Consider the following 25022-nt stretch of genomic DNA (forward strand, 5'->3'; position numbering starts at 1 on the left):
TAAGAAAAGCAATAGCAAAGATGGAAAACGGCGGCAAGAAGACAATTGGGATATTTGATTCGGGGCTGGGAGGGCTTTACATTGCCGGCGCCATCAGGAATGCCCTGCCGGAGTATGATTACGTCTATTTAGGCGATACGCTGAACGTTCCCTATGGCGGTCGCTCATCTGAATCCATTCTTGCCTTAAGCCGGGCAGGGATGCGCTATCTTATCGAAAAATGTAATTGCGAGATCGTTATTGTGGCCTGTAACACGGCAAGTGTGGCCGCCGTCCGGACATTGCAACGGGAGTTTTTGCCAAAAGAACATCCGGAGAAGAGGATTTTAAGCGTTGTCGTTCCGACGCTGGAAGTGGCCATAGAACACGGTTCCAAAAAAATAGGACTGATTGCGACGGAATATACAATCCGTTCAAATGTTTACGAAGAGGAAATCTCCAAAATCACACCGAAAGCGAGAATTTTTGGACTGCCGACGCCTCTTCTCGTGCCTCTCATCGAACATAGCGGAGAGAAATACCTGGATATGGTGTTGCAGGATTATCTGGTCCACCTTCTGGCCGAAAAAATCGATTGTCTCATTCTGGGATGTACGCATTACGTTGCCCTGAAGGACCGCATCAGACGCCTGACCGACAACAAGGTCGATTTGCTCTCCCAGGACGACATTATCCCTCCGAAACTGAAAGATTATCTGGCGCGTCATCCCGAGATAGAAAACAAGCTGTCCAAAAACGGCCGTTTTTCAATCATGGCGACAGACCTGAATTCCGGTTTCATGAAAAATATCAATAAATTTATGGGACAGGAGCACACCCCCGCCCAAAAAGCCGTTTATCCTTTTTCCTGATTCTTTTTTCGGCGGCGGCGCTGCACGGAAGAAGGAATGTTCAGGGATTCGCGGTATTTGGCGACCGTACGTCTGGCAATATCGATGCCGTCTTTCCGGAGCCTGTCCACGATCTTGTCATCCGAAAGAACTTTGTGCGGATCTTCTTCCGCAATCAGGGTTTGAATGCGGGCCCTGACGCTTTCGGAAGAATGGGAAACCCCGTCTGCGCCGGCCAGAGCCGTCGTAAAGAAATATTTCAGTTCGAAAATGCCGCGCGGCGTCCCGATAAATTTGTTGCTGGTGACACGGCTGACCGTACTTTCATGCATGTCTATCACCTCAGCGATATCCTTCAGGGTCAGCGGCACCAAAAATTCAATTCCGTAATTAAAAAAAGCATCCTGCCGTTCGACGATTTCGCCGGCAACTTTGACAATTGTCTGTGCGCGTTGATCCAGCGCTTTAACGAGCCAGCTGGCCGAAGCCAGTTGATTCGACAAATATTCCTTGTCCTTCTTGCTTTTAGCCGCACCGGCAACCTGCGTGTAATATTCATTGTTAATCAGAACTTTTGGCAGTGTTTCGCCGTTAAGCTCCACCCGCCAGCCGCCGCCCAGATGTTTGGGCAGACGTTTCATCAAAACGTCCGGGATAACGGTCTGGACGATCTCGTGGCTGAAATTCTCCGCCGGCTTGGGATTCAGGGCGCGAATGTCGCCAATCATATCCTGCAAATACGTTTCGTTCACGTCGCATTTTTTGGCCAGGGCCGTATGGTCGTGATCGGCCAGCAGGGTCAGGTTTTCCAGCAGGATTTTCATCGGGCCATCCAGCTTACCCTGTTCTTCAAGTTGTAGGGCCAGACAATCCTGCAGGTCGCGGGCAAACACACCCGTTGGATCAAAGCCTCTCATTTCGTCCATCAGATGGGTAATACGCTCTTCGGAACAATCCAGCCGTCCGGAAAGTTCCTGCGTATCCGCGCGCAAATACCCGGCTTCGTCCACAAGGTCGATCAAAAGAGCGCCAATCATCTGGTCACGCGGATCTTCAAAACTGACGTGAAGCTGTTTCAGAAGATGCTCCCGCAAACTGTCAGGTTTGGAAATCGAATTCTCAAAAGCATTGTCCAGCGTATCGAAGGTCTGACTCCCGCCGGCACCCGTGTCCATCATGGACGAACCGGCGCTGCTAAAATCCTGTTCGGATGCCGCTTCCGTCTCATTGCCTGTCCAGCTTTCGTCAAATTTATCCTGAAGCGTATCGGAGAGGTCTTCCGATTCTTTTTCCGGCAATTCAGACGTTTCTTCGGACTCTTTTTTCTCTAAAAGCGGGTTTTCGGCCAGCTCTTCTTCCACAAATTCCGAAAGCTCGACATTGCTCAATTGCAACAGCTTGATGGCCTGCTGCAATTGCGGGGTCATAACAAGATTTTGAGACTGGCGCAGATCGAGGCGCTGGGAAATATTACTCATAAGACCATTCTACCATGAGTACGGGCGGATTACAGCGAAAACCCTTCGCCCAGATAGACTTTTCGGACGTCTTCATGGGCCACGATATCTTCCGGGACCCCTTCCATTAAAACACGCCCGTCATGCAGGATATACGCCCGATCCACGATTTCGAGACAGTCGCGCACATTGTGGTCGGTAATAAGAACGCCGATTCCCTTGGTCTTGAGATAACCGATCAGATTCCGTATATCGCCCACGGCAATGGGATCAATCCCGGCCAAAGGCTCATCCAGCAACATAAACTGGGGACGGCTGGCCAGAGCCCGGGCGATTTCAACGCGCCGCCGCTCGCCGCCCGACAGCGCCATAGAAGGTGCGCGGCGTAAATGCCCGATTGAAAATTCCGCCAGCAGCTCTTCCAAAAGCTTTTCCTGCTCGTCGCGTTCGAGATTTTGGGCCTGAATAACGGCCCGAAGATTGTCTTCCACGTTTAGCCCCCGGAAAATGGAGGCTTCCTGCGGCAGGTATCCAATCCCCAGCCTTGCCCGGCGATACATGGGCAGGCCCGTAATATCCTGCCCGTTCAGCTGGATAGAGCCGCTATCGGCGTCAATCAGGCCCGTCATAATATAGAAGCTGGTCGTTTTGCCGGCGCCGTTCGGCCCCAAAAGGGCCACAGCTTCTCCCCGCTCAATATGCAGGTTTACGTCATGCAAAACAGGCCGCTTGCTGTAGCTTTTGGACAGATGCCTGGCGGTAAGGCCTTTTGAAACGGCTCTAAGATGGCCCAAAGTCATAAATGTGCGTTCCCTTTTGTAAAGGCCAGCCGAAGCCCCAGCCCGATCATCAATGTGCCGCAAATCCGGTCAATCCAGCGTGAGGCCCCCAGAAAGATAGATTTAAGGGCAGGGTTTGTCAAAACAAGCGCCACAAGGCCGAACCAGGAAAACGTCATCATCATACAGGTTAAGCCATAAAATATCTGCGCCGCCAGGGGGGTGTGCGGCCCGATGAACTGGGTAAAAACAGCCAGAAAAAACAGGGTCGCTTTCGGATTCAGGAGGTTGGTCAAAAAACCGCTCCACAAAGCCTGTACAGGAGAAAGACTTTGGCTTTTCGAAGACGCGCCCGCAGCGCTTGCGTGAAATCCTTTCGATCTGAGAGCCTTAAAGCCGATATAAAAAAGATAGGCCGCCCCCGCATATTTAATCAGGCTGAACAAAAAAATGGATTGGGATATGACGGCCGCAATGCCGACCAGCGTATAAAAAATATGAACGCCCACCCCCAAACCAAAACCTGCGGCCGTGAAAATGCCCGTTTTACGGGTGTAAAGGATGGAATTACGCACCGCCATCACAAAATCCGGCCCCGGCGAGATCAGGGCAACGCCGAAGACAGATGCAAGCAATATCCAGTTCAGCCAGAATTCCGTCATTGCGCTTTATATCCTGTCCCTGAATTGTTTTGCGGCACCTGCAACAGCGGTGAAGGTCCGGATTTCTTTTCGCTGCCGGGATAAAAAACGCCCCGTACGCGTCCTCCGCTCTCCGGCGCGCCGAAAATTTTACTGACTTCCGTTGTCAGATCAACTTCTGCGCGGCTTCCCTCCAGTTTGTTGGGGCCGCGTTCAATACGTACATTTCCAATAAGTTCCGCCTTGTTGCTTGCCGCCCGGTAGATCCCCTTATCGCCGAAAAGTTTTTCACTCGGCGTGACAATGACGACGTTTCCAAGAGCTTCCAGAATCTCAACCTCCTGTTTTCCCTGCGCATTTTCTTTAAAAACAGCCCGAAGCCTGTCCGCATAAATCGTGTCTTTCCCCCGGACCACTTTGGCATGCCCGACGGCCTGCGCTTCGCCTTTGGCGCTCCAGTATTCAAGGCGGTCCTGCGCCGTGACGGTTTGATCCGGCGATTGCAGCTTCAGATTTTTCCCTGTCAGCACCGCATAGCCTTTATCTATGTCATAAACCGCCCGGTCCCCGAAAGCCGTCGTGGTTTTATCCTGAATACGTACATTCTCCTGCGCGGTCAATTGCCAGATTTCCATTGAGGATTGCGTGTTTTCACGGTAATCGGCGCTGAGAGTTTCACAGTGAAGGGAAACATCCCCCTGCGCCGCGACAACCTGTCCCCTTGCAATGAACTGTTTGGCCCCGCGGTGCCATTCGAGCGTCTGTCCCGCCGTAATTTCTACAGGGTCATCGCTTCCGGGGTTTGGCCCGGCCGGATTTTGCTGTGCACGCCCTTCGGCGGGCAGGGCAAGCAGACAAAAAACCAGTATAGTGTCCCTTATTTTTTTGGTTTTCATGGAAGCGCCTTTCCAAGTTCGAACCCGTCTTGCCCGGCTTTCAGAGTCAGGGTCGCCGGCCCGTTAAAAACGAGAAGCTCTTCCTGTGCGAGCGCTTTCAAACCAACGGCCTTTACGGTTCCGGCAGGCCCGTGGACATAGACCGCCTTATCTGAAAAAGCCTCCCGCGTTTTCATATCGATGCGCATTTCTTCAGCTTCAAGCTCATAGCCGCTGTCATGAAGAAGCCTGACATGCCCTTCCAGAAAAAGCTTTTCCGTCTGCTGTTCGTAAATCCCCTTATCCGCTTTTCCCGACACCCGTGCACCATTATTCAACAGCATATCCGCTACGGGCTTTTCAAGATAGACCAGTTCGGGATTTTCTTCGTTTTGCCGCGCCGTGACAGCCGTAACGGTAAAGGGTTGTTTTTTACGATCCGTACTTTCGAAACGCGGTTTGATTAGTTCATTCTGCGCTTTAATGGCTTTGGGAAGGATTTCTTCTTTCCGGACAGGCTCGATTTTTTTCTCCATATCGGGCCAGGCAAACACAATCGCAATCAGGGCCAGCGCCGAAAGAGGCAAAAGAATCCGCATCCACCGGACAAAAGAGGTATAAGCCCGGTTAACTTCTGTTTTTTTAAAAGGGACAGCTATCTGTTCAAGTCGTTCGGATTTATTCAAACCTGTTGGATTTTGAGCGCTGTCCATACTGTCCCTTTTTATGCAATGCCTTTTTGCAAACAGTCCTGCAAACGAATAAGACCCGTCAAGGCCCCGTTTTCATCCAGAACAATCAGGGACGTTATGTATTGGCCCGAAACACCTGTCATAATTTTAAGGGCCTCGGCAGCAAGCGCGTCATGGCGAATGGTTTTGGGATTGGCGCTCATCACATCTGTTACGGATTTTTGAAGAAGGTCCGGCGCCATGTGCCGTTTTAAGTCACCGTCTGTGATAATGCCCTTCAGAGCGCCCTGTCCATCTACGACAAGCGTACAGCCCAGATTTTTGCCGGTAAGTTCGAGAAGAGCCGTTTCCATTGTCGCGCTCTCCGGCACAATCGGCAGGTCTTTCAAACCGTGCATAATCTCTGCCACTCTCACCAGCCGCTGGCCGATTTTGCCGCCGGGATGAAAAACGCCAAACTGCTCCGGCGTGAGGCCCATCCGCTCCAGCAAAACAACAGCCAAAGCGTCCCCCAGCGCCATCATCATGGTGGTGGAGGTGGTCGGCGCAAGGCCGTTGGGGCAAGCCTCCGGCGACCGGGGCAGCAACAGCAATATGTCGGAATGTCTGGCCAGCGCGCTTTCAGGGCGGCTGGTCATGCCGATGAGCGTTATGCCAAAACGGCGCGTATACGCGATCATATCCGAAAGTTCCGGATTTTCCCCGGAATTCGAAATCATGAGAACGACATCGGCTTCCGTGACCATGCCCAGATCGCCGTGGCTGGCTTCACCGGGATGCACAAAATGCGAAGGGGTTCCGGTGGACGCCAGCGTGGCGACAATTTTGCGTGCGACATGGCCGCTTTTTCCGATTCCGGCAACGATCAACCGGCCCCTGCGCTCATTTTTCATAGAATGAATGGCGTCAACGGCTGCCGGAAAATTCTCATCCAGCGTCGCCGCCAAGGCTTCCAGCCCCTCAACTTCCGTCTGAAGGACCCGCTGCGCCATTTTGAGATCGGCATTCGTGTGATTATCTTTTTTTATAGCAGCCATACGCATTTTGAACCCCTTAATGTGCAAAAATATCCGTGTCGCCCCAGCCTTCAAGGTCAAGAGCCGCACGAACTTTCAGAGCCTCGCATACACGCTCAAACAGGAGCGTACGCCCTTCGCGCTCCAGGATCTCGTCCAGTTTTTCCCTGAGCGCGTGCAGGTAAAGGACATCGCTTGCGGCATACGTAATTTGTTCTTCCGTCAGGATTTCCGCCCCCCAGTCAGATGTCTGCTGCTGCTTGTCCAAATTCACGTCCAGAAGATGGCGCGTAAGGTCTTTCAGGCCATGCCGGTCCGTGTACGTACGGCAAAGCCTTGAAGCAATTTTCGTACAATATATGGGCGTACATTCGACGCCAAGATAAGCCTTTAAAATGGCCACATCAAAGCGGGCAAAATGAAACAGTTTCGTGACATTCTCGTCCAGCAACAGTTTTTTAAGATTGGGAGCATCGTAACATCCCTTGTCAAACTGGATAAGGTGAGCAGTCCCGTCCCCTGAGGAAAGCTGTACAAGGCATAAACGGTCCCGCTCTGTTTTCAGCCCCATCGCCTCGGTATCAATGGCAACGGATTCTTTAAAGGAAAGATCTGCGGGAAGGTCATTTTTATGAAGGGTAACGGTCATTTTATCACATCGCTCAAAAATGGTGCCCAGAAGAGGACTCGAACCTCCACGACCATACGGTCACTAGCACCTGAAGCTAGCGCGTCTACCAATTCCGCCATCTGGGCTTATCAATGGCCTCAAAACAAGCTCCACTATCTAACGTAGGGCCATGGGAATGTCAAATAATCTAGTGCGCACAATTCTTTTTGTTTATTTTTAAGGCTCTTCCGTTCAGAATGGAAAAAAGCTAGGCTCCCCCAGAGCAAACAAAAAGGGCAAATAGAAAAGAGACATAACCTATGAAAATTCTTGTCATTGACCGTGATGAAGTTTCTGCACAGATGCTTGGTTCCAGGCTGGAGGATGAAGGCTATGAAGTCGTTCGGGAATCTGTGAAAAACGAAGCGGTGGCCCGCATGAAAAAAGAAACTTTTGAGGCCGTTTTCTTTGATCCGGCCCCGCTGACCGATGCAAGACCGCTTATGCTGGAAATCCGGCGGATTTTGTCCGCCTATACATATCTTGTTCTCCTGTCCCAGAACACAGCGCGGGAAGACGCGGTTAAAATAGGGTGCAATGACGTCCTGCAAAAACCGATAGGGGACGCGGACGCTAAAGAAAAAGCCCATAATGCAGAGCGCATGAGTTCTTTAATCCGGTGGATGGGAGACGACAGCGAAGATTTTCCAAGCGCAGGCGGTGTCATCTCAAAATCCGCTTTCAACCAGATTTTCCGCTCTGCCATCGACCGTTCCGGCCGGTACGGAGAACGGGCTTATGTGGTGATTATCACGGTCGAAAACTATGACGACCTTAAAATTGATTTTGGGGCATACGCTGCGGATTATGCGGTTTCAAAAATGGCGTTTCATCTGGCCCAGATGCGGCGGCAAAGCGATATCATCGGACAGACCGGAAAGAACCAGTACACTCTTTTGCTCCAGCGCCCGCTCACCGATACCGAACAGATCGAAGCCGCATCGCGTTTTGCAGCCGGACTGGAGGAACTGGACGAAATCGCCCCGCCAAAATGCAAATCCGTCCAGATATCGGTGCGCCTTGTCAACCTGCCTTCAGGGCAGCTTGAAGCCGAGCATCTTCTTGTAAAAAAAGAATATGAATCCGGCGAATAAATTTCCCGGATTTATATCCACAGGGATAAGCCTCCTTTTTTGATTCCTTCTATGAGCTTCGCGCTTTTCTGGCGTACAAAAGAAGAGCGTCATTCTTTTTTGTTTAACCGGTTTTTCGGAGCTCTTTTTATGTCCCGGCATTGTTTCGGCAAAATTTTTGGTCAGGAAGGTCTTTGTCCCCTTCCAAAAATTTTATCTGCCCTGTGCCTTTTTGGCGCGGGGGCGGGCTTCATGCTGTGCCTTTTCCAAAGCCCGCAAAACCGGGCGGAGAAACTGGCGCAGGCAGGACATTCTTACTTTCAGCAGACACAGGCAGAAGATTTGCAAAGCGCTTCGGAAGGCTATCTTCTCTCGCTGGCGCGCAATACACTTCTCCGATCTGTGCGCCTGAACGCTTCCGATGTCCGGAGCTGGCGCGCCCTGGCGGAAATTTTCGAACGGGAAGGGCGTTTTGATGCCGCCCGCCAGGCCGAAGAGATCGCCGCGCATTTAAGCGGGCAGGGCCCGGAAGATAAACCGCATTCGGATATCCGGCTGGCGCGGGCGCGCGTATTTTCTTTTTAAATGTTTCGCACGCTTGAAACAGAGCAAGGCAGCTTTTTCTTTTTCCTTCTTTTCGTCCTTTTGACAGGGATTCTTTTTTCGGTTTCCCCCGATAGCCTGTGGTCGTCCGGCATGGCGATGGGCGCCATGGGAGTGCTTGGATTTTGGCGCTTTTCAACTCTGGATGAGCCGGACAAATATCCGCCACGCAGAACATCCCTGCCCGCCAGACTTCTGGCCGCCTTGAAAAAAGTGGAAAGAATGGCTGCAAATACCGGGGCCCGGCGGTTGAATCATATGGATATTCTGGTCTGTTTTTTTCTGGCGGTCCTCTTATTCGGCTGGACCATGATCAACAGCTTCTTTCCTTCCTATCCGGAAAATCTGCAGGACCTCCGGATTTCCCTCGAAAAATTTTGGGAAGCCCTCGGACAGGAAAACGGGTCCGAAACACATATAAACGCCCCCCTTTTTTTTCGGCAGATCGCTTTTCTTTTCTGTACGGGGATCGCCGGTTTTCTTGCCCATAGTTACGCCTATAAACCGGAACATGTCAGACAGGCCGCTTTAATCCTTTTGCCCGTTTTATGTCTGGGAACGGCTCTTTTGCTCGTCCGCTACGGCACCGTCGAACATGCCTCCTATCCGGCGTTTTTCCATGCCAGAGGCGCGGGAACCGGATCCGTTGACATGCTTGTCTCCATATCTCCCGAACTGAAAGAAGGAGGCTCCACGCTTTGGACACGCCTGGTCGAGCAGGGCGTAACGGGTGTGCTGCTCGTTTATGCGCTTTTTGTCCCGGCCGCTTTTTCCCTGCTGCGGTTTTTCGTGCAACGGCCCGACCGCCGCCTGATCGCGCTTTGCGGACTGATATGCTTGCTGATTTTGTTCCTGATAGACAGTTTTTGGCTGCATACGGCCTATACGCAAAGCCTGTTTTTCTGCGGAATTGTGATGATTTGCCTGTGCTGGGGACACGCAGGCTTTCAATATCCCCGGGAAAAACCCTTGACTTAGGAACAAAAAGAGAACATTATAGGGCCACATCACCCGAATTGTACCTATTTTACCCCGCCTTTTGGCGGGGTTTTTGTTTCACAAGAAAAAGGAGAAAAACAATGACAACCTTATTGCCGAAAGATTCAGACAATAACACTATTCCGGCGTTACGCATGAAGGATGACGCTGCCCATAGCGTTGCCGTCAGCGCAACATCCGCCCGCAACGCGAGCGCTTTTGACGAAGACACAAAAGTCATCAGCCTGTACGCTACGGGCCCCGTCTATCTTAAATTCGGAGACAGCAGCGTGAGCGCAGGAACCTCGGACCATTATTTCCCTGCAGACACTTACTACGACGTGGCCATTAGCGGCGGCGGTGGAAAAGGCGTACGCTATACGCATGTGGCGGCTTTGCGCGCCGATCAGGATTGTACGCTTTATATCTCGGAAAAAGAATAAAAGCGGCGGCGGGCGTTACAGGCGTGAGCGGGATTTCAGGGCGGTCGCGATTGTGCCGTCATCCAGATAGTCCAGTTCTCCGCCCACGGGAACCCCATGCGCCAGACGGGTGACGTTCACGTCCAGATCGTGCAGACGGTCCATGATGACATGCGCGGTGGTTTGTCCGTCAACGGTCGCGCCGAGAGCCAGAATAACTTCCTGTATGTTATTCTCTCTCACGCGCTCAACGAGAGGGTCTATGGATAAATCCTCCGGCCCTACACCATCCAGCGCCGACAAAACACCGCCCAGAACATGATAAAGATCCTGATAATATCCCGTGCGTTCAATGGCCCACAGGTCCGCGACATTTCCGACCACGCAGATCGTCTCATGCCTGCGCTTTGAATCACGGCATATCCGGCAGGGATCGCAGCTATCGAGCGTGTTACAAATCCGGCATGTCCGGACGGTTTGCGCCGTTTCCTTCAGGGACTCCGCCAGAGGAATCATAAGCTCCTCCTTATGGGTCAGAAGGTGCAGGGCCATGCGTTTGGCCGAGCGGGAGCCCAGTCCCGGAAGGGCAGCAAGCTGTTTGACCAGTTTATCGAGTGGGCCGTCCGGCATCTCTTAATCGTTAAACCTTTTCTTCCCCTTGTTTGGATCGAGATATCCAAAAAGTGTGTTGGGCAAATCTATATCGCGCTCCATATTTTTAAGCTCGATCTCGGTCGTTTCGCCTTGGGGGTCCGTCACGCGCCATTTGCGCAGAGCGTAGGGAATTTCAGAAAAGATAAGCTGTACGCTTCCGGCCTGCGGATCGTCTTCCTGCACAAGCGTAACAAAGCTGTACCCGCCTTTTCTGTACGTTTCCTGAACGACAAGATCGTCTTGAAAGGTCAGGTCTTTGCGCAGGAGAAAATCGGCCAGCGTTTGTCCGATGGGGGCGTTCGTCTGCTCTTCCATCTGCGAATCGTAGAAATAAATAAAGAATCCGTCCGCAACGATAAAGTCTCCAACTTCGTTATATTCAAAGCGCAGACGGCCGGGACGATCCAGATAGAATGTGCCGGACAGCCGCCCGCCCAGACTTGAGCGCTGGATAAAATCGGCTTTGGCGGTTTTGAGGTCCCGCAGGTAATTCTGGGCTTTCAGGGCGTCAGGATTCAAATCCCGGGCATGCGCCGGCAGGACATGCAGGCCAAGAAAAACCAAAGCTGTCAAAAATAAAATCCGCATCCTGTGTTGATAAAAGAAAAAGACGGCCAAAGAAAGGTGGAAATTGGGTTTTTTATCGTTCCTTGTTTTTAAAAGGCGCCAAGGCGGGGTTTTCTAAAATTTCCTGCGCTGCCAGACGGTGGGCCAGAGTGTTCCAGTGCCCGTCTTTTTCAAACTGGAACTTTTGGCCGTGCGCCGCATAGTGTCTTTCAAAAACAGGATGCATATCGATGATTTCATACCCGCTATGTCCGGCCTGACGTATCAGGTGGGTCCGCATCCGGCCGAAATAGCTTTCCTGACGAATATCTTCCGCTTCCCCCGTATAAATACTCTGGCGCTGTCCATCCACAACCAGTAAAATCCGGCTTTTCGGCAAACCGGAATATTCGGGCAAAAGCTTCAAAAAAACGTCTATGGCCCGCTTTGACAAAACATCCTTTTCATTTTTTGCATCGGCAGGCTCGGCTGTACGTTCCTTTTTACGCAAGGAAAAAAGGATCCTGTTCACCGTCCTTTCAAAATTCAGGTGAAAGTAAAGATAGCGGACAAGGGCGGACCGGGAGACAATCTCCTTAACCCATGAAGGGTTATAAGGCACAAGTTTCGGGTGAATATCGTCTTGTGTATCGAAGACAAAATAATGAAAGCGTGGCAAGTTTTTATACCGCAGAAGGCTTTCGTCAAAATCATTGGAAACGATATTCACAATCAGAAAATCAGGGTGATATTTTTCCTTCGCATGCCGTGCAAAGATTAAATACTGGCTGAGCGGCGCGCCGCCTATTGCAAAATTATAAACGCGTACGCCGCTGCCCAGTTTTTTTCGAAGCTGTTCCTGCATTGTCTTTTGAAACGGAATCATGCGGGCTTCGACGTAGGAATCCCCGATGACGGCGATGAGGGGGGAGGGGTCGTCCTCGACATAGTCAAAATCACTGACATAGCCTTGCACATTTGTTTGCCCGCGATTATAGGCATCGAAATCCCATCCTGCCGCATAACGGTAGGGAATATCGGCCTTGTACCGGAGAGCCGGGTTTTCTGCCGTAACGGGAGAAAAGGGTATGTAGGACCGTACAGGCAAGACCTGAAGAGCCGTTTCAAGCAGAGCCAGCGTTATAAAAACGGACAGCGCGGCAGCGGCAAGCGCAAGCGTAAAGGGAGAATATGTTTTCACTTTTTCGTTCAACCCTCCGCTCAAAAAGCTATGCCCTGCAGCCCGCTCAAAGGCGGCCTCGGGGATTCCTGCATCAGAATTTCCTTCGCCCGCCGCTCCGCCAACCCCAGACGGTCCTGTAAAGACAGTTCGCTCAACATGCCTTCGATATAACCGGCGACAAACTGGTCGCCCGCACCGGAGGTATTTCCGGGCGTATGAACGGGAACCGGCTTTTGTTCAACATGAACGTTTTGACAGATATAGTGTACATTTTCGGGGCCGTCCGTCAGTAAAACAGCGCAGGACCATTTTTGGAACGCGCGGGCCGCTTCCTCCACTGTTTCTTTTCCGACAAGCGCAGGCAGATTATCCCCGTTGCCCACGATCATCGTTAGAATGCCTTCCTCTGCCAAAGCGAAAAGAGCGCTGCTGTAAAGCCGCGCATATTCACGATCTATCACCTTCAGGATAAGCGGCGTTTTCGATTGCCTCAGGTTATTGACAAGAAAAGGCCATACGCTGCCCACTTTGCCAAATTCCATGGCGTAAATTTCTGCGTAAACGAATCGCGCACTCCAGATGTCCTGAAAATCAAAATCATCGCAGCCAAGCTGCCAGCTTGCGCCCTGCATATAGGCAAAGCTTCGGTTTCCATCCGGCGAAACCAGAACGGCGCATTGCGACGACTCTTCCTTCGACGCCTTGACCTTGTATTCCACGCCGTAATGCCGGAAAGATGCGCGGTACAGGGATTCAAAAGAATCGGACCCTATTTTGCCGTAAAACCGGGTTTTAAGGCCGGCCGAAGACAAACCGCAAAGCGTATTCGCCGCGCATCCGCCTGCAACCGCACGAAAAGAGGGCAGATCCGCCCGTAAACGCCCAAATTCCAGACAATCGAGCTTTTTGGCCTGCCCTTTTTCAATCCGGTAGCGTTCCAGAAAACTGTCCGTGACGTGCGCCACCAGATCAATATTCGCCAGCCCTATTCCAAGCACATCCATTGTACGGGTGTTTCCTCCAAATAATATTTAAGCCTCTTCGCCGCGTACGCATCACACACGCAGGGAAGGATTGCATGATAATCGTATGGATCTTTTACGCGGCAGAGACGTCCCCGACAAGAACTTCACGCTTGCCGACATTATTGGCGGGGCCGATAACGCCCTGACGCTCCATTTCCTCGACGATCCGCGCCGCCCGGTTATACCCAATTTGCAAATGGCGCTGGACAAAACTGGTGGAAGCCTTGCGTTCACGGGCGACCAGCGCCACCGCCTGGTCATACAGCGCATCGACGGAAGACTCGTCGTCTTCACCAAACATGGCCGCCATGACATCGCTGCCCTCGAAATCGCCGCTGCCGTCGGTGATATCTTCCAGATAGGCCGGCTCCGCCTGACTTTTGAGGAAATTTACAACATTCTCAATATCCTCATCCGAAGCAAACGGGCCGTGTACGCGCTGAATCTGTCCGCCGGCGGCCATATAGAGCATGTCACCCATTCCCAACAGCTGCTCGGCCCCGCCTTCGCCCAGAATGGTCCGCGAATCAATTTTAGACGTCACGGAAAAGGAAATCCGTGTTGGAAAATTCGCTTTAATAACGCCCGTAATAACATCAACGGACGGCCGCTGCGTCGCCATGATGATATGAATACCTGCGGCCCGCGCCATTTGCGCCAGCCGCTGGATGGCATTTTCAACGTCTTTTCCGGCCACCAGCATCAAATCCGCAAACTCGTCCACGATCACAACAATATAAGGCAGGTCCGTAAGGTCGAGCGGCTGTTCCTCATAGACCGGTTTTCCGGTTTCAGGGTCAAAACCTGTCTGGATTTTGCGCATAAGCGCTTCGCCTTTTTTTCGGGCCTCCGCCAGCCGCGCATTATAGCCGTCAATGTTTCGGACGCCGAGTTTGGACATCGCGCGGTAGCGCTCTTCCATTTCCTGCACCACCCACTTCAGCGCAACGACCGCCTTGCCGGGTTCGGTGACAACGGGAGAGAGAAGATGGGGAATATCGTCATAGACGGACAATTCCAGCATCTTCGGATCGATCATGATGAATCGGCATTTTTCCGGCGGCAGAGCATAAATAAGGGACATGATCATCGTATTGATCGCGACCGATTTTCCGGAGCCTGTCGTCCCTGCGACCAGAAGATGCGGCATGCGGGCCAGATCTGCGATGACAGGCTGTCCCCCAATATCTTTTCCCAGAATAAGCGGTAAATTGGCCTTTGTTTTTTCATAAGCCGATGTAGCCAGAAGCTCGCGCAGATAAACGGTTTGCCGTTCCAGATTGGGAAGCTCAATGCCAATGACGTTCCGGCCCGGCACAACGGCGGCCCGGACGGAAATGGCGGACATGGACCGGGCAATATCATCCGACAATCCGATAACGCGAGAGGTCTTTGTGCCCGGCGAGGGTTCCAGTTCATACAATGTTACAACAGGGCCGGGGTGAATACTGACGATTTCGCCGCTGACATTGAAATCGCCCAATACGTTTTGCAAAAGCTCCGCATTCATCCGCAGCGCGTTTTCATCCGGCTGGCCTCTATCATGGTCTTCGGGAAGTTCCTGAAGGAGATCGAGAGACGGCAGTTCCCATTCCCCCCCGTCAAAGAGCTGGAAACGCGTCTGCTGGGCATGCCCTTCCGTGGAAGAAAAAGACGGTGTTACGACCCTGATGTTATTTGCCGCCGGAGAAGGCAGGGCGTTCTCAAGAGAGGATTCGAGCAGGACGGGTTCGTTTTCGCTCAGGCGCGGAACGGTGATGGCCGGGAGGACGCGTTTTTTCATTTTTTCCGGTACATAGGAAGGATCGCCATAATGCCGGACCCACCCGTAAAACGCCTGCGCTTTATCAAGTAGAAAATATACGGCTGTAAGAGCGGCCACCCACAGGCAGGAAAGCATCCAGCGCAGTTCCCCTTTTTGCAGGGCCAGTGCGAGCGGAAGCGCCGCTAAGGCCAGCGCCCCGGAAGTGAGCGCTCCCAAAGTATGGCTATACCCAACGCCGGTTTTTTGAATATTGTCTACCAGATATTGCAGCATAATCTGTCCGGCACTTCCTCCCAGATAGGCCTGGGGCAGCCACCCGCCCGAAGGAAGACGGGCCAGAGCGATCGAAGCGGTGATTCCGCTTAAAACGAGCATGACAACACGGAAAGAAAACGGGCGCAAAGGCCGCCGCTTCAAAATGCTTATCCCCCAAGCCAGAAAAACCAGACCAAACAGCACGCCGCCCAGACCCAATGTCTGAAGAAGAAGATCGGACAGCGCCGCGCCGGGCCGGCCCAGCCAATTGGAAATACCGCCGGAAACCGCGCCGGCCGTATTCCAGGAGGGATCGCCGGCGTCATAGCTTAAAATGGAAAGCAGGATTGCCCCCCCGGACAGAAGCAGGCCAAGCCCCACCCCGTCGATAATCCGCCGTGCCAGAAAAGCCTGAACGGCTTCGGGCAAAAAGCGGATCAAAAGGCTTTGTTTTTTACGTTTGATTTTATATTTACGGGCCATATTCGAAAGAGAGTGCTGAAGGAAGAACGTGAATCGTCTCCCCATTCTAGCTTTTGAGGCGCATAAACACAAGAAACGGCAAAGAAAGAGAAATTATTCCGGATCTTCAATCACGCCGGTCGGATCGCTTTCGACCAAATCCGCAACCTGCTCAAAAACACTGGCGTTTTCGTCCATTTGTTCTTTCAGAGGCGGGTTTTGCTCTGAAATCGTTTTGAAAAAGGTAGCGGCATCGCGCAATAGCTTGGCTGCAAGCTGGGCATGTGAGGGCATTTTATATCCTTACAGTAAATTAATTTTTATCAGACCTTAAGTTCTACCAGCGTGCTAGCAGAAAATTTTTGATAATAAAACGCTTTTTTTAAGATGTTATCAAATTTCCGGCCGCTTCGAGAGCCGCTTCGTCTGTCAAACCGGTAACATTCAACAGGTCTGCCACCTGCACAAAGTTGTCCGCGCCGCCATCCGCGTCTATCGACAGGACGGAGTGCGTGCCGTTATCCGTGATGCGGACAAAGTCGGCGATGGCATCCGTGACAGGATCATATCCGATCAGCACATCGGAAATATCAATGGCGTCTCCTTCCGCAACAGAGAAATCGTTGATGACATCAATGTCGTTAAAGGCGCTTGCAGATTCAAAGACAAAAGTATCCGCACCTGCCTGCCCCCAGAGAAAATCCAGACCGTCCTCTCCGTACAGAATGTCGTCGCCGGTGCCGCCTCTGATATTATCCTGTCCGTTGCCGCCCCAGATAGTATCGTTTCCGTCCTGCCCGAGAAGACCGTCGTTTCCGTCTTCCCCGTAAATGATATCATCCCCCTCGTTTCCGTAGACGCCGTCATTTCCGCCGCCGGCATAGATGGTGTCGTTCCCGTCGTTCCCTTGCAAACGGTTTACCCCGCCATCTCCCCTGATCATATCATCGGCGCGGGACCCTACGGCATATTCAATGGAGACCAGCGTGTCATCCACGCTTCCATCACGGTTTTCGTCCACGGTGCCCGCCGCCAGATTGATATCGACAGCCACGTCGGAATTCAGATATCTGATCTCATCGTATCCGGCGCCGCCGTTGATAAGGTCTGATCCTCCGGCGCTGTAGAAATAGTCGTTTCCGTCCTCACCGTAAAATTCATCCGCGCCGTCGCTGCCATAAAAAGTATCGTTTCCGGCGCCGCCATAAGCGACATCATCGCCGCCGCCAACCCGAATGGTGTCGCGGCCGCCCTGACCATAAAACTCTTCGTTGCTTCCGGTTCCTGTCAGCTTGTCGTTTCCGGCAGTGCCCGTATGGGTCGCCGTGTCGAAATTGGCCTCAAGAAAAGCGCGCGTATAGCTGATGCCGTTAAAAATAAAGTTTTCAATATTGGACAGAAGGTCGGTAAACCCCTGCACAATGTGGGTGATGGCGAAAGAAACGCTATCAATGAAATTAAATGAAAATTCTGTAACGGCCTGCATATAGCTGACGGTATCCGTGCCGCCCTGACCGTCAATCGTATCGTTTCCGATCGTTCCGTAGATCGTGTCGTCCCCGAAACCGCCCTGAATGACGTTATCCAGATCGTTCCCGTAAATAGTGTCCGCGCCGGTGCCGCCAATGGCGTTTTCAATTTCGGCGCCGTAGGCAATAACCATGTTGTTGGTCATATACCCCACGCTGCTGAAATCGCCTTCGGTCAGATAAATGGTCTGTGACTGGAAGTAGCCGGACAGGTCAAGCGTGTCATTTCCACCACCGTCCCAGATCGCAATCGGAACCTGAGAAATGGAAAAGTCATACTGGTCGTGCCCGGCATTGGAATTGAATCCGTAAGTCGTATCGCCGCTGCGCGTTGTATAATCGGCGCCGTAAATATTTTGGATCGCCAGAATATCGATAAGCATCGGCGTGGCCGAATATTGCCAGTGACCGGAGCTGTCCCAATGGTCGCTGCCTACATTCGTGTCATTGAAGTAAGACATCAGTGTCATCTGATGCGTATCATTCACCCACTGGGCATTATCGTTATAATTGGCGCTGCCGTTATAATTTCCCGTATGCCCCAATCCAAGAGAGTGGCCGATTTCATGCAGAATGGTCATCTGGGCGTAATTGCCAAGATCGCTGAAATCCGACCAGAAGGAACCGCCGGCAGCGTTCGTATCAATCGATATAAAATTGCTGATAATCGTCGTGCCGGATGTGGTGGAGCTGGAATAAGCGCGAAGATCGTCCCCTTCAAGAACGCTCATGTTTGCGCCGCTGGCCACTTCTGTGAACTCGATATCGGCAACGTCAGACCATAAATCGAACGCGGCGCGGATGCCGTCTTGCTGCGCAGCCGTAAATTCGTTTGAGATGCTGAAGGTAATATTGTCCTGCGTCCATGAACGGTTGCTGGCGCCTATATCCTGCCAAAATCCGTGCGTCAAATAGTTCGCGAACGTATTCGGATCCGCCGCCGGACCGGGGGCGGAAACGATGATAGGATCCGGCGTTGCCGCCGATTGCGAGTCAGAAGGATTAAAAACAAAGAAGGTTTCATGATCGGCCTGAATATCGGCCACCATGTGAGGAAACCCCGTCTGACAGGCCATGCACCCGCATCCCGTCACGTCCTCGCTTGACTCCAGAGTATTTGCCTGCGTCGTACCCAAGATTTTGCCCTTAAAACCCTTTATTGACCCTTCCCAGTCTATAATTTTTGCAGAAAAGAACTGAGATCGCGTTAAGATTAGATCAAGTTTTATGTATTTATTGGTTAGCTTCCCAAACGGATGTTGATTCACGGCGAGATTTCCTGCCATGGTGGGCCGTAGGAAAACTCAGGATCAGGACCTGTTAATTTTTCCCTTTTTCCCTCGCCCCTTCAGGAAGTAGAGATATTTTTTGTGAAGTAAATGAGTCCCGGGCCTGGGACACTGAAGTTCTACAGTAATAGCTATACAGATTCCAAAAGTTCTTTGGCCGGACCTTTCATCAGCCGGTCTATAAGCGGCTGGAGTTCCTCCTCATACCGCGCCCACGCCTTCACGGAGGTCTTGTAAACGGGTTTAATCACCTGCGTTTTAGAAGCGGTGAGAACGGCCCGCTTTTGTTTGTGCGGTTCCAGGCAGGCATCGTCCCACGGAAGGTCCACATACTCAATCAGCTTGCGGGCCTGATCTTCGAGCGTATTGACGGTGTCTTCATAGTCGATTTCGATAAATTTGTCCGGCAGAACCTCGCGCCAGTAAGACATCAGATTCAGGTAGTCGTTATAATAGTCCGCCAGTTCTTCAAGGTTATAGGACCAGTATTGTCCGCGGGCAAAATTCTGCTTGTAACAGGACAGGCAGGTGTCGATCGGGTTCCGGCGGCAATGGATGATTTTTGCATGGGGGAGAATGGAAACGATTTTTCCCAGACTGGAAAAGTTGCCCGGCATTTTATCCGTGATGCGGGTCGCCTTGCCGGTGACATCGCGTTTTTTGACCTGCTCCACGTACCACTTCCCTTTTTTGGCGGCGTTTTGTTCGTTTAAAGGGCCGTACTCCGCATCGGTCATGCTGAGTTCCATGAGCTCCCCGGCGCCAAAGACATCCGGGTGGGAGGAGATAAGCTGCTCCGTCAATGTCGTGCCGGAACGCGGCATGCCGACAATAAAGACGGGAATATCCGAAGGGCAGCCTTTGCCTTCCAGCGTCTTCAAATTTTCAGGTGTGTAGCTTTGTTTGATACGTTCATAATTTTCCGCCTGTTGCTGGCGGTCGTACGGAATGGTTTTCCGTTTGTAGTCGTTTCCCTTTTTTAAATGTTCGAACGCTTTGCGGTCATCCCCGATATCCTGATAGGCGGAAAAAAGGGCGAAGTTTAAAACCGCAGCCTGATCGAGCCCGTATCGCTCCACGGTTTTCTCCAGCTCTACCATTTTCTGGAATTCCGGATCGTCTTCCTTGAATTTTTTCGTCTTTCCGAGCGTGTGGTAAAGGGCCGGTGTATCCGGGGCTATTTTGTGGACCCGGTCAATATATTCCCGTGAGGCGTCCATGTCTCCCAAGGACTGGTAGAGTTCCGCCAGAGAGATAAGCGCTGCGGGCATGTCTTCACGCATTTCGAGCGTCTTTTCAAAATAGGTTTTGGCTTCTTCAACACGGTTGGAAATGTGGCATATGTTTCCTTTGCGCAGATATGTTTCCGGCATTTCAGGATTAAGTTCGATGGCTTTGTCAATCGCTTCAAGGGCCTCTTCAACTTTATTTCCGCGTTCCAGAACGTTTGACAGTTTCAGGTAAACACGGGAAGAATCCGGTTTCATCTCTCTGGCTTTTTGCAACTCGATTTCCGCATCTCCGTAACGGTCCTGCATAAACAGAATATCGGCCAGATCGATATGCACTTCGGCGGAATCGGGCTGCAAGACGGACGCTTTCTGAATCGCTTTTTCGGCCTCCTCCATCCTGCCGATGGAACGGTAGGCATGGCTGAGATTAATCAGCGCATCCGCATAGTCCGGCTTGAAGGAAATGGCGTAGCGCGCGCTGACGATCGCTTCTTCATAGCGGTGCTGACGGATCATGGAAATACACAAATTATTGTGGGCTTCCGCGTAATCCGGCTGTTGCGCGATGGCTTTGCGGTACCATTCTTCCGCTTCTTCTACCTGGCCCAAATCCAAAAGCGCATTGCCCAGATTGTTCATGGCCTGCGCATAGTTCGGATCAATTTCAAGCGCCTTGCGGCACTTTTCCTCGGATGCTTCGAGCTTGCCCATGTCCCGCAAAACATTGCCCAGATTATTCCATGCAAAGGCAAAATCAGGATTAATGGACAGCGCTTTTTCCCAGCATTCAGCCGCTTCCTCCAGACGGCCAAGCTTGACCACGGCCGTTCCAAGGTTAAGCCATGCTTCCGCGCTGCTCCCGTCAATTTCAATCCCTTTACGCGCGGCTTTTTCCGCCTCCTCGAACCTGTCCTGAAGCCACAGGGCATGAGATTTATTCCAGTAGGAATTCGGGTAATCCGGATCGATTTCGATCGCCCTGTCGTAGGCTTCGATCGCTTCTTCGTAGCGCTTTGTCTCGTTCAGCATGATGCCGTAATTGCACCACCATTCGGCTTCCGGATTTTCGTCCTTCAGCGCGCCCTGAATCGTTTCAAGAGCCATCCCAAGATTGCCCATGTAATACTGGGCCAAGGCGAGCATGTAATAACTGTCGGAATGATCCGGCTGCGCCTTTAGGATGTCCTTCAGGATCATTTCCGCTACGCGGTAATTGCTTTGCTGCATGTGACCCAGAGCCATATTGAAAGCATCTTCGAGGGTGACTTCTTTTTGTTCTTGCATGACGACAGGATAATCTTTCTTAAATGATTGTGGTCTTCGACTATATGTTTGTATTCTCTTTTCGTAAATATTCTATTTTGTATCTGGAAAGAAAAGCGATGGCCGTTATTGAAAGTGATAACCAAGAGGCGGAAAAGCATCTTCAGGTTATTTGCAACCTGATTGAAACGCAGGGAGGCGACATCCACCCGAGTCTTGTCATTCGTTGTGAAAACGGCGCCTTATCCGTTTTGGGAACGAAAAAGGACGTGCAGGGAAAAATCCTGAAAGTTCCGCATGCGCTGCTGCTGCCTTACGATGAATTTACCCTGGGTATTGAGAATAACGAAATCGTGGTGAAAGCATGTTCCGGGAACGTCACGAAGGACCAGGCCGTTTTGATGGACCGCATGCTGGCCCTGTATGCCTGCATGGATAAACTGTCCGCCCATCGCGATGCCTGCCCCTGGCTGGCTTTGAGAAGCACGCCGGATATTCTCAGATCCCTTGCCTGTGCCCGTGAAGGCGTGGACATAGACATGATAAGGGACGAGATTGAAAAGAATATGGTGTCTGACGATTTTGTTATCGAGAGTTTTTTTAAAAACAGGCTTCTGGGGTGCAAGCTTCATGGAAAAGAAGCTAAAAAGGCTAAAGTTTTAATGCCTATCATTGATTTTATGGACCACCATCTTCGCGGGTCACCCTATCAAAACAACTATGAAGAAGAGTCTTCCTATCTGTCTGTTTCCCTGTCACAGCCGGTTGAAGGACAAAGCGGATGTTACGCCAGGTACGGCACGCTGGATGCCCTGGACACTTATTTGCATTACAGCTTTGTCGATACGGGGGCGCCTTTTATCCGTTCCGTGCCCATGGTGATTGATCTTGGAGACATGGGAATCCTGAAAATCCACGCTCAAAACAGACAGGTCGAAAAAAAAGATATTCCGGACTCTCTTTCGGATCTTCAGCTTTATATGCCTGTTATCAATGTCCATCATGCAGAAAAACGCGCAGAAATAAGTCACATTTTAATTCCTCAGGAGCACGCCCCGCGTTCCATGTACCGTATTTTGGAATTCGCAATTTCGTTATTGGCCGAATCAGCGCCGGAAATGGAAAAAATTGGCGGAACCATTCATGCGGAAAGAGAAATCCTGAAACAAAATTCCCGTTTTTATGCGGCGCTGCCTAACCCAAAGGATAGTACGAGCGCACATCAAATGTTGGAACAGTTGAAAGAAGAACAAACAAAAAAATTGTCTGTAATCAAACGCTTGCGTGATTTTTGATCTTTTCGGTAATTCCTGAAACCGTCGATTGCTCAATTTATGTTAATTCAAAATCTTAACGTGGTCTTAAGAAATAATGCATACTCTTGTAATAGGGAATGGATAAGCTAATATAGTATGATTCATGGGAGGATATCCATTGCCGCTTCAGGCGATTTTTGCCCGTACAACTTTAGAATAAAGTCAAACAAAGGAGAAGAAAGATGCGCACTTCTGTAAAAAAAGTATTACTGGGATCTACAACACTTCTGGCTTTGGGGGTTGCAGGTCAACCTGTCGAAGCGGCAACAACAGGGGTTCCAATTCAGGCTATCGTTCTGGCGCCCGTCCAAATCACACAAACACGGACTTTGAATTTCGGGTCTTTGACCGAGGCCGGTGTCGGTACAATGGTGGTGGATAACCTTGACGCCGGAACAGCCGGCGGTGGCGTGACCTCCATCGGGGGTACAATTCAGGCCGGTGGTTACACCCTGAAAGCAACAGCGGCAGCTAAAGTGACGGTAACGGCGCCTGCCAACGTTTCCATCACGGAAACAGTCGGCGGTGTGGCAAAGATGACGGTAAGTTCCTTCACATTCGACGGAGCCGCCGGTCCTTTGACACACACGATGGTCGCGGCCACTGACACAGGTCTTCGTCTTGGCGGTACGTTGAATGTCGGCGCCGGTCAGACAACCGGGACATATACGGGTTCGGTGACGCTAACCGCAAACTACCAATAGTACGCTACTAACCGAAGAGCGCATGAAAAGGATAAGCGAAGCCGGATGGAATTCCATCACGGCTTTGCTTTCTTATCACTCTTCGGAGAGGGTTCGTTGAGAGTTTTCTGACAACTATAACGTGCATAGGTTCTAGGAACAGATACTTAGGCGATATTTATATACCCGTATATGCAAGGAAGTATTCCGCCGTGCCAAAAACGAGAACAGAGGCAAAGAAAAAAAGGAGTGCTTTTCAGAGATTTATTCTGGGAAGCATGATTCCCCTGTCCTGTCTTGGCGCTTTACATTTTTTCAAAGTCGCCTTGGCAGCGACAGCGACCCTTCCTATCAAAGCGCGTCTGGTACGTGCCATTGAGGTGACCGTCAGCACCTCCCTTAATTTCGGGACGCTCGCAATGACGCAGGACCGCGGGGGGCATGCCCGGATGGATCCGGGCGCAAACAGGCTGATCGTTGACAATAACAGCTCCCTTTCCCTTGCCGGCGGCGTTCCGCAGGCAGGGCGCCTTATTATTAAAGGCGCCGCACACCCTATATCCATCAGTATCGAGGATTCTGTCGTAAATCTGACAAATGGCGTGACATCCGTAAGCGTGAACGATTTCAATTTTATCCGTGAAGGCGCCGGGAATAAAGTAACGGTGACGCCTTCTGTGGACGACCAGGTCTTTACTGTTGCCGTCGGGGCAACGCTCGTTACAAAACCAAAACAGGCCTCCGGCAGCTATGTCGGAACAACACGGATTTTCGCAAATTTTCAATAAACAGGTGACATTTTCCCGTTAAATCTTGCAAGCCTTGAATTTACATTCGGAATCGTGCACTGTTTGAATAATATATTGGAAATAAAGGATCCATACCATGCCTTCACTACGATTTAAGCAGCCATGCCGGAGAGCATTCCTCCCTAAAGGAAAAGCCGTTTTTTTGACGGGCATTGTATTTTTTGGCTTCCTTCTGGGAACGTTCTTATACACGGTCCAGGAAGCGCACGCGGTACGCGTCAGCCTTAAACGCGTTATCTTTGAAGGCAACAAGCGCAGCGAGGTCCTGACAATCATCAACAATACAGAAAAAGAACAGACTTACCGTCTCGGCTGGCGCAAGTACCGGATGGATGAGAAAAAACCGTTGCAAGCCCTTGAAGAGGGAGATAAAGCCGCTGAGGACGTATTGTGGGCAGACAGCATGATCCGTTACGCCCCCCGCCGTGTAAGCATACCGCCGGGAGGATCGCAGCAAATAAGGCTTTTGTTCCGGCGCCCTGCAGACCTGCAGGAAGCCGAATATCGCTCCCACCTCTGGATTGTTACAGAGACCAAGCCGGAGAAATTTAACACTGTCCAGAACGGCGAACAAAAACAGGCCGTCCGGCTGGCGGTGCAGCCCGCTATTTCACTTCCGATTTTCGTCAGAAATGGAAATTTAACGGCGGAAACAAGCATTACGGATACAAAGCTGACAAAATCCGGCGATCTTTTGAATATGTCCTTCACGCTTCACAGGAAAGGAAACCGGAGTGTCTACGGCGACTTTGATTTCATCTGCACGGATGGCGGAAAGGAAACGGTTATAAAGCAGGTCCGCGGTATATCGGTCTATACAGAAATCGAAAAACGATTCCTGAATTTCGAAATCGACCTTAGCAAACAGGAAACCAAAAGCTGCAACAACGTCAAGGTCCTCTACAGGGCCGATCCAGACGATCCCCATTACAAAGGGGCGACCTTGGCTGAAGGAGCCGCAAGCCTGTAGTTTCT

24 protein-coding genes and 1 tRNA gene are annotated in these 25022 nt (G+C 51.3%); 9 read left to right on the forward strand and 16 right to left on the reverse strand.

The annotated features are described in order from the left end of the window. Window positions 1-20: 20 nt before the first annotated feature. Window positions 21-851, forward strand: coding sequence for a glutamate racemase (gene murI, locus H6853_01380; protein ID USO03961.1), 831 nt, complete (start codon window positions 21-23; stop codon window positions 849-851). On the opposite strand, the gene rpoN is transcribed toward murI, so the two are convergent. The 8 genes from rpoN to H6853_01420 all read right to left on the reverse strand — a co-directional run bounded on the left by rpoN (window position 836) and on the right by H6853_01420 (window position 7046). Beyond that, window positions 836-2308 carry an RNA polymerase factor sigma-54 gene (rpoN, locus tag H6853_01385; GenBank protein ID USO03962.1) on the reverse strand — a complete coding sequence of 491 codons (1473 nt, stop codon included), beginning with the start codon at window positions 2306-2308 and terminating at the stop codon, window positions 836-838. The two genes, murI and rpoN, sit on opposite strands and share 16 nt — an antisense overlap. Before the next feature lie 29 nt (window positions 2309-2337). Continuing rightward, window positions 2338-3087: an LPS export ABC transporter ATP-binding protein gene (lptB, locus tag H6853_01390; protein ID USO03963.1), complete on the reverse strand. Its 750-nt coding sequence runs from the start codon at window positions 3085-3087 to the stop codon at window positions 2338-2340. Continuing rightward, window positions 3084-3728 (reverse strand): LysE family transporter, encoded by a 645-nt coding sequence (locus H6853_01395; protein ID USO03964.1) that lies wholly within the window; start codon window positions 3726-3728, stop codon window positions 3084-3086. Before H6853_01395 ends, lptB begins: the two co-directional genes overlap by 4 nt. Next, on the reverse strand, window positions 3725-4603 hold the full coding sequence (locus tag H6853_01400; protein ID USO03965.1) for an ostA-like family protein: 879 nt from the start codon (window positions 4601-4603) through the stop codon (window positions 3725-3727). The genes H6853_01395 and H6853_01400 overlap by 4 nt, the downstream gene beginning before the upstream one ends. Beyond that, window positions 4600-5295: an LPS export ABC transporter periplasmic protein LptC gene (gene lptC, locus H6853_01405; protein USO03966.1), complete on the reverse strand. Its 696-nt coding sequence runs from the start codon at window positions 5293-5295 to the stop codon at window positions 4600-4602. Before lptC ends, H6853_01400 begins: the two co-directional genes overlap by 4 nt. 11 nt (window positions 5296-5306) lie before the next feature. Next, on the reverse strand, window positions 5307-6317 hold the full coding sequence (locus H6853_01410; GenBank protein USO03967.1) for a KpsF/GutQ family sugar-phosphate isomerase: 1011 nt from the start codon (window positions 6315-6317) through the stop codon (window positions 5307-5309). A gap of 10 nt (window positions 6318-6327) precedes the next feature. Continuing rightward, window positions 6328-6939 carry a ribonuclease D gene (locus H6853_01415; protein USO03968.1) on the reverse strand — a complete coding sequence of 204 codons (612 nt, stop codon included), beginning with the start codon at window positions 6937-6939 and terminating at the stop codon, window positions 6328-6330. A gap of 20 nt (window positions 6940-6959) precedes the next feature. After that, window positions 6960-7046, reverse strand: a tRNA-Leu gene (locus H6853_01420). A 174-nt stretch (window positions 7047-7220) separates the two neighbouring features. Here H6853_01420 and H6853_01425 point away from each other — a divergent pair. The 4 genes from H6853_01425 to H6853_01440 all read left to right on the forward strand — a co-directional run bounded on the left by H6853_01425 (window position 7221) and on the right by H6853_01440 (window position 10057). Next, window positions 7221-8054, forward strand: a complete 834-nt coding sequence (locus H6853_01425) for a diguanylate cyclase (GenBank protein ID USO03969.1) — start codon at window positions 7221-7223, stop codon at window positions 8052-8054. Window positions 8055-8285: 231 nt separating this feature from the next. Next, window positions 8286-8618: a hypothetical protein gene (locus tag H6853_01430; GenBank protein USO03970.1), complete on the forward strand. Its 333-nt coding sequence runs from the start codon at window positions 8286-8288 to the stop codon at window positions 8616-8618. Continuing rightward, window positions 8619-9614, forward strand: a complete 996-nt coding sequence (locus H6853_01435; protein USO03971.1) for a hypothetical protein — start codon at window positions 8619-8621, stop codon at window positions 9612-9614. 101 nt (window positions 9615-9715) lie between these two features. Continuing rightward, window positions 9716-10057: a hypothetical protein gene (locus tag H6853_01440; protein USO03972.1), complete on the forward strand. Its 342-nt coding sequence runs from the start codon at window positions 9716-9718 to the stop codon at window positions 10055-10057. 15 nt (window positions 10058-10072) lie between these two features. Here the strand turns inward: H6853_01440 and recR are convergent, their stop codons facing one another. The 8 genes from recR to H6853_01480 form a co-directional block, all read right to left on the reverse strand. Continuing rightward, entirely contained in the window at window positions 10073-10666 is a 594-nt protein-coding gene (gene recR / locus H6853_01445) for a recombination protein RecR (GenBank protein USO03973.1), read from the reverse strand. A gap of 3 nt (window positions 10667-10669) precedes the next feature. Next, window positions 10670-11263, reverse strand: coding sequence for an outer membrane lipoprotein carrier protein LolA (locus H6853_01450; protein USO03974.1), 594 nt, complete (start codon window positions 11261-11263; stop codon window positions 10670-10672). A gap of 67 nt (window positions 11264-11330) precedes the next feature. Continuing rightward, complete coding sequence (locus H6853_01455; GenBank protein USO03975.1) at window positions 11331-12437, reverse strand: SGNH/GDSL hydrolase family protein; 1107 nt, start codon at window positions 12435-12437, stop codon at window positions 11331-11333. A 20-nt stretch (window positions 12438-12457) separates the two neighbouring features. Beyond that, window positions 12458-13423 carry a hypothetical protein gene (locus H6853_01460; GenBank protein USO03976.1) on the reverse strand — a complete coding sequence of 322 codons (966 nt, stop codon included), beginning with the start codon at window positions 13421-13423 and terminating at the stop codon, window positions 12458-12460. A gap of 94 nt (window positions 13424-13517) precedes the next feature. Then, window positions 13518-15947 (reverse strand): DNA translocase FtsK 4TM domain-containing protein, encoded by a 2430-nt coding sequence (locus tag H6853_01465; protein ID USO04559.1) that lies wholly within the window; start codon window positions 15945-15947, stop codon window positions 13518-13520. Between the two features lie 93 nt (window positions 15948-16040). Then, window positions 16041-16220, reverse strand: a complete 180-nt coding sequence (locus tag H6853_01470; protein USO03977.1) for a hypothetical protein — start codon at window positions 16218-16220, stop codon at window positions 16041-16043. Window positions 16221-16308: 88 nt separating this feature from the next. Beyond that, window positions 16309-18591 (reverse strand): M10 family metallopeptidase C-terminal domain-containing protein, encoded by a 2283-nt coding sequence (locus H6853_01475; GenBank protein USO03978.1) that lies wholly within the window; start codon window positions 18589-18591, stop codon window positions 16309-16311. 284 nt (window positions 18592-18875) lie between these two features. Further along, window positions 18876-21260: a tetratricopeptide repeat protein gene (locus H6853_01480; protein ID USO03979.1), complete on the reverse strand. Its 2385-nt coding sequence runs from the start codon at window positions 21258-21260 to the stop codon at window positions 18876-18878. 23 nt (window positions 21261-21283) lie between these two features. Here H6853_01480 and H6853_01485 point away from each other — a divergent pair, with 23 nt between their 5' ends. From H6853_01485 to H6853_01500, 4 genes are all read left to right on the forward strand, one after another. Further along, window positions 21284-22534, forward strand: coding sequence for a hypothetical protein (locus tag H6853_01485; GenBank protein USO03980.1), 1251 nt, complete (start codon window positions 21284-21286; stop codon window positions 22532-22534). Between the two features lie 203 nt (window positions 22535-22737). Then, the gene (locus H6853_01490) at window positions 22738-23259 is read left to right on the forward strand and encodes a DUF4402 domain-containing protein (GenBank protein USO03981.1); all 522 of its coding nucleotides are present in this window, start codon (window positions 22738-22740) and stop codon (window positions 23257-23259) included. A 305-nt stretch (window positions 23260-23564) separates the two neighbouring features. After that, the gene (locus tag H6853_01495; protein USO03982.1) at window positions 23565-24026 is read left to right on the forward strand and encodes a DUF4402 domain-containing protein; all 462 of its coding nucleotides are present in this window, start codon (window positions 23565-23567) and stop codon (window positions 24024-24026) included. A 163-nt stretch (window positions 24027-24189) separates the two neighbouring features. Further along, on the forward strand, window positions 24190-25017 hold the full coding sequence (locus tag H6853_01500) for a molecular chaperone (protein USO03983.1): 828 nt from the start codon (window positions 24190-24192) through the stop codon (window positions 25015-25017). The last annotated feature ends 5 nt before the right edge of the window (window positions 25018-25022 follow it).

It is taken from the genome of Rhodospirillales bacterium (genome assembly GCA_023898765.1).
Lineage (GTDB): Bacteria > Pseudomonadota > Alphaproteobacteria > Micavibrionales > Micavibrionaceae.

Excerpts from the sequence above, each read along its gene's own strand:
- H6853_01480 (USO03979.1), bottom strand. The coding sequence starts at position 21,260 with ATGCAAGAACAAAAAGAAGTCACCCTCGAAGATGCTTTCAATATGGCT.
- H6853_01425 (USO03969.1), top strand. The coding sequence starts at position 7,221 with ATGAAAATTCTTGTCATTGACCGTGATGAAGTTTCTGCACAGATGCTT.
- recR (USO03973.1), bottom strand. The coding sequence starts at position 10,666 with ATGCCGGACGGCCCACTCGATAAACTGGTCAAACAGCTTGCTGCCCTT.
- H6853_01410 (USO03967.1), bottom strand. The coding sequence starts at position 6,317 with ATGCGTATGGCTGCTATAAAAAAAGATAATCACACGAATGCCGATCTC.
- H6853_01485 (USO03980.1), top strand. The coding sequence starts at position 21,284 with ATGATTGTGGTCTTCGACTATATGTTTGTATTCTCTTTTCGTAAATAT.
- rpoN (USO03962.1), bottom strand. The coding sequence starts at position 2,308 with ATGAGTAATATTTCCCAGCGCCTCGATCTGCGCCAGTCTCAAAATCTT.
- H6853_01470 (USO03977.1), bottom strand. The coding sequence starts at position 16,220 with ATGCCCTCACATGCCCAGCTTGCAGCCAAGCTATTGCGCGATGCCGCT.
- H6853_01465 (USO04559.1), bottom strand. The coding sequence starts at position 15,947 with ATGGCCCGTAAATATAAAATCAAACGTAAAAAACAAAGCCTTTTGATC.
- H6853_01440 (USO03972.1), top strand. The coding sequence starts at position 9,716 with ATGACAACCTTATTGCCGAAAGATTCAGACAATAACACTATTCCGGCG.
- H6853_01460 (USO03976.1), bottom strand. The coding sequence starts at position 13,423 with ATGGATGTGCTTGGAATAGGGCTGGCGAATATTGATCTGGTGGCGCAC.
- H6853_01400 (USO03965.1), bottom strand. The coding sequence starts at position 4,603 with ATGAAAACCAAAAAAATAAGGGACACTATACTGGTTTTTTGTCTGCTT.
- H6853_01490 (USO03981.1), top strand. The coding sequence starts at position 22,738 with ATGCGCACTTCTGTAAAAAAAGTATTACTGGGATCTACAACACTTCTG.
- H6853_01415 (USO03968.1), bottom strand. The coding sequence starts at position 6,939 with ATGACCGTTACCCTTCATAAAAATGACCTTCCCGCAGATCTTTCCTTT.
- H6853_01430 (USO03970.1), top strand. The coding sequence starts at position 8,286 with ATGCTGTGCCTTTTCCAAAGCCCGCAAAACCGGGCGGAGAAACTGGCG.
- lptC (USO03966.1), bottom strand. The coding sequence starts at position 5,295 with ATGGACAGCGCTCAAAATCCAACAGGTTTGAATAAATCCGAACGACTT.
- H6853_01395 (USO03964.1), bottom strand. The coding sequence starts at position 3,728 with ATGACGGAATTCTGGCTGAACTGGATATTGCTTGCATCTGTCTTCGGC.
- murI (USO03961.1), top strand. The coding sequence starts at position 21 with ATGGAAAACGGCGGCAAGAAGACAATTGGGATATTTGATTCGGGGCTG.
- lptB (USO03963.1), bottom strand. The coding sequence starts at position 3,087 with ATGACTTTGGGCCATCTTAGAGCCGTTTCAAAAGGCCTTACCGCCAGG.
- H6853_01435 (USO03971.1), top strand. The coding sequence starts at position 8,619 with ATGTTTCGCACGCTTGAAACAGAGCAAGGCAGCTTTTTCTTTTTCCTT.